Origin of the sequence: Blastococcus saxobsidens (genome assembly GCF_002938435.1) — a bacterium.
In the GTDB taxonomy this organism is placed as follows: Bacteria; Actinomycetota; Actinomycetes; order Mycobacteriales; family Geodermatophilaceae; genus Blastococcus; species Blastococcus saxobsidens.
The window spans coordinates 76,925-89,694 of the sequence record NZ_POQT01000007.1; the positions used below are offsets into that span (position 1 = coordinate 76,925).

The 12,770-nt window shown below is 74.0% G+C and carries 12 protein-coding genes; 2 read left to right on the forward strand and 10 right to left on the reverse strand.

Features of this window, described 5'->3' with window-relative positions; all coding sequences use genetic code 11:
- The first annotated feature begins 51 nt into the window (after positions 1-51).
- Positions 52-951 (forward strand): CAP domain-containing protein, encoded by a 900-nt coding sequence (locus C5507_RS06300; protein WP_104527677.1) that lies wholly within the window; start codon positions 52-54, stop codon positions 949-951.
- Positions 952-2,176: 1,225 nt separating this feature from the next.
- Here the strand turns inward: C5507_RS06300 and C5507_RS06315 are convergent.
- From C5507_RS06315 to C5507_RS06330, 4 genes are all read right to left on the reverse strand, one after another.
- Positions 2,177-3,391: an NADP-dependent isocitrate dehydrogenase gene (locus C5507_RS06315; RefSeq protein WP_104527680.1), complete on the reverse strand. Its 1,215-nt coding sequence runs from the start codon at positions 3,389-3,391 to the stop codon at positions 2,177-2,179.
- A gap of 82 nt (positions 3,392-3,473) precedes the next feature.
- Entirely contained in the window at positions 3,474-4,427 is a 954-nt protein-coding gene (gene mdh / locus C5507_RS06320) for a malate dehydrogenase (protein WP_104527681.1), read from the reverse strand.
- Positions 4,428-4,475: 48 nt separating this feature from the next.
- Positions 4,476-4,775, reverse strand: coding sequence for a DUF3017 domain-containing protein (locus C5507_RS06325; RefSeq protein ID WP_104527682.1), 300 nt, complete (start codon positions 4,773-4,775; stop codon positions 4,476-4,478).
- 2 nt (positions 4,776-4,777) lie between these two features.
- Positions 4,778-5,647, reverse strand: a complete 870-nt coding sequence (locus tag C5507_RS06330) for a bifunctional methylenetetrahydrofolate dehydrogenase/methenyltetrahydrofolate cyclohydrolase (protein WP_104527683.1) — start codon at positions 5,645-5,647, stop codon at positions 4,778-4,780.
- 104 nt (positions 5,648-5,751) lie between these two features.
- Between C5507_RS06330 and C5507_RS06335 the strand changes: the two genes are divergently transcribed.
- Positions 5,752-6,321, forward strand: coding sequence for a hypothetical protein (locus C5507_RS06335; RefSeq protein WP_242611162.1), 570 nt, complete (start codon positions 5,752-5,754; stop codon positions 6,319-6,321).
- A 9-nt stretch (positions 6,322-6,330) separates the two neighbouring features.
- Here the strand turns inward: C5507_RS06335 and C5507_RS06340 are convergent, their stop codons facing one another.
- The 6 genes from C5507_RS06340 to sucD all read right to left on the reverse strand — a co-directional run bounded on the left by C5507_RS06340 (position 6,331) and on the right by sucD (position 12,754).
- Entirely contained in the window at positions 6,331-6,963 is a 633-nt protein-coding gene (locus C5507_RS06340; protein ID WP_104527684.1) for a pentapeptide repeat-containing protein, read from the reverse strand.
- On the reverse strand, positions 6,960-8,510 hold the full coding sequence (gene purH, locus C5507_RS06345; RefSeq protein ID WP_104527685.1) for a bifunctional phosphoribosylaminoimidazolecarboxamide formyltransferase/IMP cyclohydrolase: 1,551 nt from the start codon (positions 8,508-8,510) through the stop codon (positions 6,960-6,962). Before purH ends, C5507_RS06340 begins: the two co-directional genes overlap by 4 nt.
- A 13-nt stretch (positions 8,511-8,523) precedes the next feature.
- A complete protein-coding gene (purN, locus tag C5507_RS06350) occupies positions 8,524-9,120 on the reverse strand; it encodes a phosphoribosylglycinamide formyltransferase (RefSeq protein ID WP_104527686.1) in 597 nt (198 codons plus the stop codon).
- Positions 9,121-9,208: 88 nt separating this feature from the next.
- On the reverse strand, positions 9,209-10,405 hold the full coding sequence (locus tag C5507_RS06355; protein WP_104527687.1) for a cell division protein PerM: 1,197 nt from the start codon (positions 10,403-10,405) through the stop codon (positions 9,209-9,211).
- A 73-nt stretch (positions 10,406-10,478) separates the two neighbouring features.
- Positions 10,479-11,699, reverse strand: coding sequence for a hypothetical protein (locus C5507_RS22795; RefSeq protein ID WP_207225837.1), 1,221 nt, complete (start codon positions 11,697-11,699; stop codon positions 10,479-10,481).
- 176 nt (positions 11,700-11,875) lie between these two features.
- Positions 11,876-12,754 carry a succinate--CoA ligase subunit alpha gene (gene sucD, locus C5507_RS06365; protein ID WP_104527688.1) on the reverse strand — a complete coding sequence of 293 codons (879 nt, stop codon included), beginning with the start codon at positions 12,752-12,754 and terminating at the stop codon, positions 11,876-11,878.
- Between the last annotated feature and the right edge of the window lie 16 nt (positions 12,755-12,770).

Genomic DNA, 12,770 nt, shown 5'->3' on the forward strand with positions numbered 1-12,770 from the left:
GCACGATTAGTCTCGGATTGATAACAGATCGTGATCGTTCTGAGGATCCACATGCACCACCGGCCCGCCGGTCCCCCGCTGTCCGTCCGCCTCTCCGCCGCCGTCCGGCGGATCTGGCTGCTCCTCCGCCTCTCCGGCCGCCGCGTCGCCCTGGGTGCCGTCGCGACCGTGGCGGTCACCGCGGTCCTGCTCGCCGTGCCGGTGACCGTCAACGTGCCGGAGGTGCTCTCGCTGGACCCGTCGGCCGGTTCGTCGTCGTCGTCCTCGTCGTCCTCGTCGCCCGCGTCGTCGGCCTCGTCGGCCGGCCGGTCCTCGGCGGAGTCGTCCACCTCCGTCTTCCCCGAGCAGCCGCTGCCGTCGACGACGACGCCCGGCACGGGGCCGGCCCCGTCGGCCGCGGCCCCGGAACCGGCTCCCGTCGAGGAGCCCGCGCCCGCTCCCGAGGTGACCGCGCCCCGCACGCCGGCCGACGCGCCCACGACGTCCCCCAGCCCGTCGGCGGCCGCCACCACGCCGCGCGAGACCCCGCCCGCCGCCCCGGCGCCCGCCCCTGCTCCCGCTGCCGTCGTCACCCCCGCGGCCCTCGGCGACGAGGCCGAGGTCCTGTCGCTGGTGAACGCGGCGCGCGCCGACGCCGGGTGCGGCGCCCTCGTGGCCGACCCGGGCCTGGCCGCCGTCGCCCGTGCGCACAGCGCGGACATGCGCGACCGGGGCTTCTTCGCCCACGTGAACCTCGCCGGGCAGGACCCGTTCCAGCGGGCCGCCGCCGCGGGGGTCACCGCCCGGGCCGAGAACATCGCCCGCGGGCAGCAGGACGCGGCCGGCGTCATGGCCTCGTGGATGGACAGCCCCGGGCACCGCGCCAACATCCTCGACTGCGACCTGCGGTCGCTCGGGGTCGGCGTCGCCGACGGCGCCGGCGGCCCCTGGTGGACCCAAATCTTCGGCTGACAGACCCGGCCGCCGCTCGACGAGCACCCTTGCGGCCTTGCGCGCCGAGGTAGGGCCCTGCGTCGTCCTCCAGGGCCCTACTTCCGCGCACGAGGTCGTCGAGCAGGCCACGGACGCGGGCGATGAGCGCCTCCGGGTCCCGCAGGTCGGCGGCGTGACGTGCAGGACCGTCCAGCCTGCCTCCACCAACCGGTTGAGCCGACGCCGGTCCTCGGCGAACTGACCGGGTTCGGCGTGCCAGGCGCCGTCGTACTCGATCGCCACCCGCTGCTCGACGAAGGCCAGGTCGACGCGGGCCACGAAGTCCCCCGCCGCGTTCCGGATCGTGTGCTGTGGAGTGGCGACCAGCCCGGCGAGGGCCAAGAGGACCCTCAGCCGCGTCTCCGGCTGGCTCTCCGAACGCGGATCCGCCATGCCGACCGCTCGCTGCGCACGGCGTGCACCTCGGGCCTGCCCCATAGCCCGTGCAGCTTCCGCCAGTTCCCCGCGACCGGCGACCACCCGAGCGAGGAGGACGTCGAGGGCGATCACGCCCTCGACGAGCGGCTCCACCCGAGCGATGTCCAGGGCCGTGCGCACGCCGGTGGTGCACCGACGACCACGCACGACCACGACGTCCGACTCGGGCAGGGGCACCCGGCGGATGCGCAGGCCGGCCACGGGACCGAACCGCACGTCCGGCGGCACGGTCACCTCGACCGGTCCACTGGCGTCCACCAGCTCCCGGGCACCGTGCAGGTACGCCGCCGTGCGCCCGCTGAAGACCCCGGCCGACGGGACGAGCAACGAGGCCCCGGAGACGCGGAGATCGAAGGTCATCGGCAGGCCGGCGTCGGCGTAGACGTCCCGGTAGAGACGACGCCAGGCCGACGAACGGAGCGAATCCCGCGTCAGCAGGCCGGCGGCCACCGCATCCGCGCCCCGGAAGACCCGCCCGACGAGGGGCTCGGGACGACGGGGCGCAGGCACGTCCGCAGGATGCCGTGCGCGGCCGGGTTCACGCGCACGCCGTCCACAGGCCCCATGTGCGCTGAACCAGGGCTCTACGGGACCACGCGGAGCCCTCGTTCACCGCACGAGGCGTCCAACAGCGCACCGGGACGGCCGCCGGCGGACGGGCCCCGGACGCACGACGGCCTCCTCACCACGGGGGTGAGGAGGCCGCGTGGCCCCGTCCGGAGGCTCACCCCGAGCGTGCGAGGGGTGAGAGGGACGGGGTCCTCTTTCAGGCCATGGCCTTCTGCAGGTTGCTGTCGATGGCCGCCAGGAAGTCCTGGGTGGTCAGCCACGGGGCGTCCTTGGAGATCAGCAGCGCCAGGTCCTTGGTCATCTGACCGCTCTCGACGGTCTCGATGCAGACCCGCTCCAGAATCTCGGCGAAGCGGGTCACGTCGGGGGTGTTGTCAAGCTTGCCGCGGTGGGCCAGGCCCCGGGTCCAGGCGAAGATCGACGCGATCGGGTTGGTCGACGTCTCCTTGCCCTGCTGGTGCTGCCGGAAGTGGCGGGTGACCGTGCCGTGGGCGGCCTCGGCCTCGACCGTGCGGCCGTCGGGGCTCATGAGCACCGAGGTCATCAGGCCCAGCGAGCCGAAACCCTGAGCGACGGTGTCGGACTGGACGTCGCCGTCGTAGTTCTTGCAGGCCCAGACGTAACCGCCCTCCCACTTGAGGGACGCGGCGACCATGTCGTCGATCAGCCGGTGCTCGTAGGTGATGCCGGCGGCGTCGAACTGGTCCTTGAACTCGGCCTCGAAGACCTCCTGGAACAGGTCCTTGAACCGGCCGTCGTAGGCCTTGAGGATCGTGTTCTTGGTGGACAGGTAGACCGGGTACCCGCGCTGCAGGCCGTAGTTCATCGAGGCCCGGGCGAAGTCGCGGATCGAGTCGTCGAGGTTGTACATCGCCATGGCGACGCCGCCACCGGGCGACTGGAAGACCTCGTGCTGGATCGGCTCGCCGCCGTCCTTGGGCTGGAAGGTGATCGTCAGCGTCCCCTCACCGGGGAACTTGAAGTCGGTCGCCCGGTACTGGTCACCGAACGCGTGACGGCCGACGACGATCGGCTTGGTCCAGCCGGGCACCAGCCGCGGCACGTTCTGCATGATGATCGGCTCGCGGAAGATGACGCCGCCGAGGATGTTGCGGATCGTCCCGTTCGGGGACCGCCACATCTTCTTCAGGCCGAACTCCTCGACGCGCGCCTCGTCGGGGGTGATGGTGGCGCACTTGACGCCCACGCCGTGCTTCTTGATGGCGTTGGCGGCGTCGACGGTGATCTGGTCGTCGGTCTCGTCGCGCTTCTCGATGCCGAGGTCGTAGTACTCGAGGTTGACGTCGAGGTACGGGAGGATCAGCTGGTCCTTGATGAACTGCCAGATGATCCGGGTCATCTCGTCGCCGTCGAGCTCGACGACGGTGCCCTCGACCTTGATCTTGCTCACGCGTTCTCCTTGTTGCTGTCGTGGCCCCGCTGCAGGGCCCCGCCGCGAGCGTGCGAGCGGTGGGGGGCAGAGGGGTCCTTTTTCAGAGGTCGGCTACGTCGGCCTGCTTGGCGCGCACCGCTTCGGCCGCCTCGCGCAGGCCTGCCAGTTCGTCCTCCGACAGGTCGCTCTCGACGACGCGCTTCACGCCCCCGCGGCCGATCTCGGCCTCCACCCCCAGGTACACCCCGGAGATGCCGTACTCACCGTCCACCCAGGTGCACACCGGCATCACGGCGCCGGAGTCCTCCATGACCGCCCGTGCCATGCGGGCGGCGGCGGCGGACGGAGCGTAGTAGGCCGACCCTGTCTTGAGCAGGGCGACCACCTCTGCGCCCCCGTTGCGGGTGCGCTGGACCAGGTGCTCGATGCGGTCGGCGGGGAGCACGTCGGACAGCGGCCTGCCGTCGACGGTGCAGCGCGAGGGCACCGGGACCATCGTGTCGCCGTGCGAGCCGAGGGTCAGCGTGCGCACGGAGGCGACCGGCACGCCGACCTCCTCGGCCACGAAGGTGGAGAAGCGCGCGGTGTCGAGCATCCCGGCCTGACCCATCACCCGCTGGTGCGGGAAGCCGGTGGCGATCTGGGCCAGCGCGGTCATCTCGTCGAGCGGGTTGGAGACGACGACGACGACGGCGTCGGGCGAGGTCTTCGCGATGTTCTCCGAGACCTGGCGGACGATCCCGGCGTTGGTCTCGATCAGGTCCATGCGGCTCATGCCCGGCTTCCGGGGCAGCCCGGCGGTGACGACGACGACGTCGGACTTCTCGGTGCCCTCGTAGGAGCCGCCGCCGACACCCACCACCCGGGTCTCGAAGCCCTCGATGGGGCGTGACTGGTTCATGTCGAGGGCCAGGCCCTCGGGCTTGCCCTCGACGATGTCGGTGAGGACGACGGTCTCGAAGACGTCGTACTCCGCGAGTCGGAGGGCGGTGGTGGAGCCGTAGAACCCGGCGCCGACGACGGTCACCTTGCCGCTTCTGGGCTGCGCTGCCATGGCCGCCAACCTAGCCCCCACCGTCGCCGACCGCTGCCCTGGGCGTCCTCACGTGCCCGGCACCGCCAGCGCGACGCCGGTGAGCGCGAGCCCGACGCCGGCGAGCAGGACGACGTCGACGGCCCGGCCGCGCACGGCCAGGAACCCGACCTGCCGTGCCGGGAGGAGCAGCCGGAGCAGCGCGGCGCCGACCAGCGAGAGGCCGACGACGACCAGGCCGATCCGCCAGTGCTCGAAGGTGACCAGCAGCAGCCCGGCCCCGACCGCGAGCAGCACAGCGAGCAGCGGGAGCTGGCGGATCACGCCGGCCAGGAAGGGCCGGCGGACGTAGAGCGGCGGGCGGGTCACGGTCAGACCGGCTGCGCCTCGACGGCGGCCGCCTGCTCGGCCGCGAGCACCACGTTTCGCAGCAGCATCGCCCGGGTCATCGGTCCCACTCCCCCGGGGTTCGGCGCCACGTGGCCGGCGACGTCGACGACGTCCGGGGCGACGTCGCCGGCGATCTTCCCGTCGACCCGGCTGACGCCCACGTCGAGGACCGCGGCGCCCGGCTTGACCATGTCCGCGGTGACCAGCCCCGGGACCCCGGCGGCCGCCACCACGACGTCGGCCCGGCGCACGTGCTCGGCGACGTCGCGGGTGCCGGTGTGGCAGAGGGTCACCGTCGCGTTCTCCGACCGCCGGGTCAGCAGCAGCCCGAGGGGCCGCCCCACGGTGATGCCGCGCCCGATCACCACGACCTCGGCGCCGGCGAGCGGGACGTCGTGGCGGCGCAGCAGCTCCACGATCCCGACGGGCGTGCACGGCAGCGGGCCCGGCACGCCCAGCACCAGCCGGCCGAGGTTCACCGGGTGCAGGCCGTCGGCGTCCTTGGCCGGGTCCATCGCCTCCAGGACGGCGGCCTCGTCGATGTGCCGGGGCAGCGGCAGCTGGACGATGTAGCCGGTGCACGCCGGATCGGCGTTGAGCTCGGCGACGACGTCCAGCACGTCCTGCTCGCTCGCGTCGGCGGGCAGCTCGCGCTGGATGCTGGCGATGCCGACCTGGGCGCAGTCGGAGTGCTTGGCGTTCACGTACCAGCGGCTGCCGGGGTCGTCGCCGACCAGCAGCGTCCCCAGCCCGGGCCGGTGGCCGGCCGCGGCGAGCGCAGCCACCCGCTCGGTGAGCTCGGTGCGGATCGCCGCCGCGGTCGCCTTGCCGTCCAGAGTCGTCGCGGGCACACCGACAGTCTGCCGGAGGAGCGCGCACAGCGGTGTTCCGGTTCTAGGCTCGGGGCCGGGCGGATCTCCGCCCGCTGCGGCAGACGCACCGGAGGTGTGACTCGATGACCGAGCGCCAGCAGGAACCCACCACGCGGGCGTTCCCGGTCGCGGGTGCCTCCGCGGCCGGTGCGCACCCGGCGGCGGACGACGCGACGGCGCCGTCCTGGGCGACGGAGCGGGTGGTGTTCCGCCGTCCCGACGCCCTCGCCGGCGTCCTCCTGGTCCTCGCCGGGATCACCGCGGGCGCGAGCCTCCTGCTGCGCTGGCTGGCCGACGACGACGCCAACGGGCTGGAGTGGGTGGGGCGCGCCTTCGGCGAGCTGGGCGACCTGGTGGGCACCGGGCTGTGGCAGCCGCTGGTCATCGTGCTCGGCGGCGCGATGCTGCTGGTGCTCGGCCTGCTGATGTTCGCGCCCGCGCGCACGCACCGGCTGCTCGGTCTGCTGGCGCTGCTGGTCAGCGCCGGCGTGACGGCGGCGGTGCTCGTGCCCCTGGTGGCGGCCGGCTGGGACCTCGGCTCGTTCCGCCCCGGCTTCTGGTGCGCGATCGCCGTCGCCGTCCTGGGTCTGCTCGGCGCGCTGAAGGCGCTGGTGGCCGGCCCCCGCTACGGCACCGAGCCGCCCACGGGCTGACCGGGCCGCTCAGTCGCCGACGAACGCGCCGTGCGACCGGGTGAACTGCACTGCCTGGGCCAGGTCCAGACGCACGCCGGTGAGCTCGAACGCGCGCCAGTTGACCTCGTCGGTGGACGCCCCGCGCAGGTCGGCGCCGCGCAGCTTCGTCCCCTGCAGCCGGGCCCGGTCGAGGGAGGCACCGGTGAGGTCGCACTCGCGCAGGTCGGCGTCGGTCAGGTCGGCCTCCCGGAACCGCTGGCGGGAGAGGTCCAGCCCGGACAGGTCGACGCCGCGCATCGCGGCGTAGCTCCAGTCGCACTCGGTCGCGGTCATCGGGCGCATGTGGGCGCCGGGGAACTGCGAGCCGGTGAGCTTGCAGCCGTCCCAGGTGACGTCGATGAGCTTCGCCCGGTCGAACCGGCAGGACAGGAACGCGGTGCCGGAGTGCCGCGCCCCGGCCATGCGGACGCCGGTCAGGACGCAGTCCTGGAACACGCAGCGCCGGGTGACCAGCTCCTCCAGCCCGGCGTCGTCGAACCGGCAGCCGATGAAGGTGACGCCGTCGAGCTCGGAGCCCCACCAGTCCACCCGGGCGAAGTCCTCGCCCTCGATCTCGCTGCCCGCCCCGGGAGGGCCCACGTGCGGCCGCGAGCTGATCAATGGGCGAAGTGGCGGGTGCCGGTCAGGTACAGCGATGCGCCGGCGGCCGCTGCCGCGGCGACGACCTCCTCGTCACGGACGGACCCGCCGGGCTGGACGACGGCGCGGACACCCGCGTCCAGCAGCACCTGCAGCCCGTCGGCGAAGGGGAAGAACGCGTCGGAGGCGGCGACCGATCCGGCGGCCCGCTCCCCCGCCCGCGCGACGGCCAGCCGCGCGGAGTCCACGCGGTTGACCTGCCCCATGCCGACCCCGACCGTTGCGCGGTCGTGGGCCAGCAGGATCGCGTTGCTCTTCACGGCCCGCACCGCCCGCCAGGCGAAGACGAGGTCGTCCAGGCCGGCGGCGTCCAGGGGCTCGCCGGTGGCGAGGGTCCAGGTGGTCGGGTCGTCGCCGGCGGCGTCGATGCGGTCGACGGTCTGCAGCAGCAGCCCACCACCGATCGGGCGCATCTCCGCGCCCGTCCCCGGCAGGTGCGGCAGCCGCAGCAGGCGGACGTTCTTCTTCGCCGTCAGCACCCGCAGCGCGTCCTCGGTGAACGACGGCGCGACGACGACCTCGGTGAACACCTCGGCCACCTGCTCGGCCATCGTCAGGTCGACCTCGCGGTTGGCGGCGATGACGCCACCGAAGGCCGACAGCGGGTCGCAGGCGTGCGCCTTGCGGTGGGCGGCGGCGATGTCGGCGCCGGCGGCGATCCCGCACGGATTGGCGTGCTTGATGATTGCGACGGCCGGCTCGTCGTGGTCGTGCGCGGCCCGCCAGGCGGCGTCGGTGTCGACGTAGTTGTTGTAGGACATCGCCTTGCCGTGCAGCTGCTCGGCGTGCGCCAGCCCGGGCTGCAGGCCGCGGTAGAGGGCGGCCTGCTGGTGCGGGTTCTCGCCGTAGCGCAGCACCTCGGCCCGCTCCCAGCCGGCGCCCGCCCAGGCCGGGAAGCCGCTGTCGTCGTCGCTGGTGAGCACGTTGCCCATCCACGAGGCGACGGCGATGTCGTAGCTCGCGGTGTGCCGGAACGCCGCGGCGGCGAGCTCCTGCCGCTCGGTCAGCGTGAACCCACCGGCGGAGACGGCGGCCAGGACGTCGTCGTAGCGCGCTGGGTCGACGACGACGGCCACCGACGGGTGGTTCTTCGCCGCGGCGCGGACCATCGCGGGGCCGCCGATGTCGATCTGCTCGACGCACTCGTCCGGCGAGGCACCCGAGGCGACCGTCTCGGTGAACGGGTAGAGGTTCACGACGACGAGGTCGAAGGCGGCGACCCCCAGCTCCTCGAGCTGGGCGACGTGCTCGGGCCTGCGCCGGTCGGCCAGGATGCCGGCGTGCACGGCGGGGTGCAGCGTCTTCACCCGGCCGTCGAGGCACTCGGGGAAACCGGTCACCTGCTCCACCGGCGTGACCGGCACCCCGGCCTCGGCGATGCGGCGGGCCGTGGCCCCGGTGCTGACCAGCTCGACGCCGGCGGCGGCCAGACCGCGGGCGAGCTCCTCGACGCCGGTCTTGTCGTAGACGCCCAGCAGGGCGCGGCGGATGGGGCTGCGGTCGCTCATCTGGGGTTCTTCCTCATCGGTCCCGGGTGACGAACTCCGCCACCGTCTCCACCAGGAGCTCGCGCTCCACGTCCTTGATCCGTTCGTGCAGGGTGGCCTCGTCGTCGCCGGCCAGCACCGGCACCTCGCGCTGCGCCAGCACCGGCCCGGTGTCGACGCCCGCGTCGACCAGGTGCACGGTCGATCCGGTCACGCCGGCGCCGGCCTCCAGGGCGTCCCGCACCGCGTGGGCACCGGGGAACAGCGGCAGCAGCGCCGGGTGGGTGTTGATCAGCCGCCCCTCGAACGCCTCGAGCACCGCCGGCCCGACGATCTTCATGAAACCGGCCGACACCACCAGATCGGGTTCGAACGCGGCGATCCGCTCGGCCAGCGCCCGGTCCCACGCGGCCCGGTCGGTCAGCTCCCCGAGCGCGCAGACGAACGTGGGAAGGCCGCGGCGGCGGGCGTGCTCGAGCCCGGGGGCGTCGCGATCGGCGCCCACCGCGACGACCTCGGCCGGGTAGCCGGGTGCGTCGGTCGCCGCGAGCAGCGCCGCGAGCAGCGAACCGGCGCCCGACAGCAGGACGACGACGCGGGCCCGCTCGGCAGGCTCGTCGGCGGCGGGCACGCGCTCGACAGTAGAGGTCCCGGTCCCACGGCCCCCTCGCAGGGGCCCGCAGCGAGCCGGCGAGCGGTGGGGGGCGACGGGGCCTCTTTCAGCCCAGGGCGCGCCAGCGGGACACCGCGGCGGCCAGGGCCGCGGCGATGCCGGCCTGGGCGGCGACGGCGATGCCCGTCGCCACGGGCGGCGCCCCCACCACGGCGAGCGCGCCGTCGCCGAGGCTGCCGCCGCCCGCCCAGGCCAGCACGCCGACGGCCACTCCCAGCAGCGATCCGGTGAGCAGCCCGGCCAGCCCGGCGATGACCGATCCGCCGTCGGCGTCGCCGAACCAGCGGCCCGCCGTGAGCCCGGCCACCAGACCGGCCACGGCGGGGACGACCTGGGAGGCGAACGCGACCAGCGGCACCGCCTGGGTGTCCGGGAGCGCGGCGAGCAGCGGCAGGGCCGGGACCGCACCGAGGGTCACCCCGTGCACCGACACCAGCGTTCCGCTGCCGACGTAGAAGCCGGGTCCGGCCGCCAGCCCCAGGACCGCGACGACGGCGTTGGGGAGCAGCAGCGCCCCGAGACCGAGCAGCCCGACCGCACCGGCACCGGCCCCGCCGAGCGTCCCGGAGATCGCCGCGTAGCCACCGGCGTCGCTGGCGAGAGCGATCCCGACGACCGCCGCGCCGAGGGCGAACGCGGTGAACAGCCCCGCGAGCAAGCCGCGCAGCACCGGACGCACCACGCCGGGGAGCCGGTCCAGGGCGGCGTCGACGAGGCCCGAGTCGCGCCTGGCCCCCCAGCCGACGGCGAGCACGGCCAGCACGAGGCAGCCGAGCAGGGTGCGGGTCCAGCCGAGTCCCGCGCCCTCGCCGCCGGCGACCATCGCGACCAGCACGCTCAGCAGCACGTGCACGACCACGACGAGGGCCGCCGCCCGCAGCACCTGCCGGACGCCGGCGTCGTCGTCGAGCGCCCGCACCGACACCCGCCCGGCCCACGACAGCCCCCACGCCAGCAGCCCCGTCAGGAGCAGCGGGGCCAGGACGAGCGGCCCGGAGAGCAGCGCGAGCTCGCCGCCCTGGGCCAGCAGCCAGAGGCGGGCAGCGAGCACGGCGGACGCGCCGGTGGACATGCCGCCGTCGGGGTCCAGGGTCTGGACGACGACCACGGCGAGCCCGAGTCCCAGGAGCCCGACGACCGTGACGGCCACCGCGGCGGCGACGGCGAAGAGTCCGGGCGGGACCGACCCGGAGGCCTCCCCGTCATGCCGCCGGAAGGGCAGTCGTGCGAGCAGGGCAACCACCCCTCCACTTTCGCAAGGGGGACGCGCCCATCCGTGGCGCACTCGCCGGGACGCCGCGACCCGTCCGGGGAGCTCAGTTCTCCGTGCTCGGACGCTCACCCTCCGCAGCCCCCGAGGCGGTGGACCCACCCGGCGCGGGCTGCTGCCCCGGCTGTGGTCCGCCGTGCCCGGGCTGCTGCGCGCCCGGCTCCTGGTGCTGCGCACCGGAACCGGACGGTTGCTGCCACGGCGGGGTCCCGGCGTCCGCGGCGTACGGCTGGCCCTGCGGGTACTGCGGTCCGGCCGGGGGACCGTGATAGCCGTACGGATAGGCCTGCCCGGCTCCTGGGGGCCCGCCCCAGTAGGGACCGGCGGTGGCTGCGCTCGGCCTGGGCGGCCGCTCCCGCATCTCGCGGCGGAGGGTCAGCACGGCGACGGCCGTGAGCGCGAGCGCGGTCAGGAAGCCGAGCAACGCCCAGGACGAGAAGTCGTACTGCAGCGTGTCCAACCAGGCGAAGAGCGTGAGGACCAGCCCCAGCGCGGCCAGCCCGACGGTGAGGGAGGACCGCGGGAAGCTGACCGTCGCCTTCACGAAGCCGGGCAGCAGGGCCCAGATGGCGGCGAGCACGAACAGCACCGCGGCCGACACGACCTTGCCGTCGTCGAACCCGCTGAAGGTCACCCCGAACGTGTCGTCACCGAAGCGCCACCACGGCAGCAGGCCCAGCAGCAGGAAGAGCAGGGTTCCGCCGGCGAACACGTGGTCCAGGGGGCGGATGCGCTTGAGGTCCACCGAGAACTCCGCCCCGGGACCGGGCGTCCGGCCGTAGGGGCCGGGGCCCCCGCCGAACGGGGGCTGCCCGTACCCGGGCGCGTACCCGGGCTGACCGTACGGCTGCTGCCCGTACTGGGGGTACCCCGGCTGCCCGTACGGTGGCAGGCCGTAGGCCGGCTGCCCGTAGCCGCCCTGGCCGTACGGCGGCTGGCCGTACTGCGGCTGGCCGTACTGCTGGCCATAGGGCGGCTGGCCGTAGCCGCCCTGCCCGTAGGGCGGCTGGCCGTACTGCGGCTGGCCGTACTGCTGGCCATAGGGCGGCTGCTGCTGGCCCGGCTGCCCGTACGGCGGTTGCCCGTGGTGCTGACCGGCGGGGCCGTGTCCGGGCGCACCGGGAGCAGGCGCTCCGGGACCGGGCGCACCGGGACCTGGCTGACCGGGGCCCGACCCACCGCCGGGCGCCTCCTGCCCGTGGGGCGGCTGACCGCCGCTCGGTGGCTGGCCACCCTCGGGTGGGTGCGGTGGCTGGCTGGCGGTCACGGGATCTCCTCCGGACGGGACTGGTGCCCGATGATCGTGGCCGTCGCGGGTGCGCGCCCGCAAACGGCGCGCCCGGCCCGCGGCGGCGTGGGCCGGGAACAGCGCTGCCCGGCGACCGCGGATGCGGTCGCCGGGCAGCTGAGAACGTGCTGGAGCAGGCCCGAGGGGCCGACCACTCAGGCGCCGACGATCTCCCGCATGAGCCTCGCGGTCTCCGACGGCGTCTTGCCCACGCGCACGCCGGCGGCCTCGAGGGCTTCCTTCTTCGCCTGGGCGGTACCGGCGGAGCCGGAGACGATGGCACCGGCGTGGCCCATCGTCTTGCCCTCGGGCGCGGTGAAGCCGGCGACGTAGCCGACGACCGGCTTGGTGACGTTGGCCTTGACGAAGTCGGCGGCCCGCTCCTCGGCGTCGCCACCGATCTCACCGATCATCACGATGGCCTCGGTCTCCGGGTCGTCCTGGAAGGCCTGCAGGGCGTCGATGTGCGTGGTGCCGATGACCGGGTCACCACCGATGCCGATCGCGGTGGAGAAACCGATGTCCCGCAGCTCGTACATCATCTGGTAGGTCAGCGTGCCCGACTTCGACACCAGACCGATCTTGCCCTGCTTGGTGATGTTGGCCGGGATGATGCCGGCGTTGCTGCGTCCGGGGCTGATCAGGCCGGGGCAGTTCGGGCCGATGATGCGCGTCGAGCCGCCCTGGGCGTGCGCCCAGAAGTAGGTCGAGTCGTGCACCGGGATGCCCTCGGTGATGACGACGGCGAGCCCGATGCCCGCGTCGACCGCCTCGATGACGGCGGCCTTCGCGAACGGCGGCGGCACGAAGATGACGCTGACGTCGGCGCCGGTCTCCTTCATGGCGTCGGCGACGCCGCCGAACACCGGCACGCTGGTGCCGTCGAAGTCCACGCTGGTGCCGGCCTTGCGGGGGTTCACGCCACCGACGATCGCGGTGCCCGAGGCGAGCATGCGCGAGGTGTGCTTGCTGCCCTCGGAGCCGGTCATGCCCTGGACGATGACCTTGCTGTTCTCGTTGAGGAAGATCGACATGTCTCTGGTGTCCTGT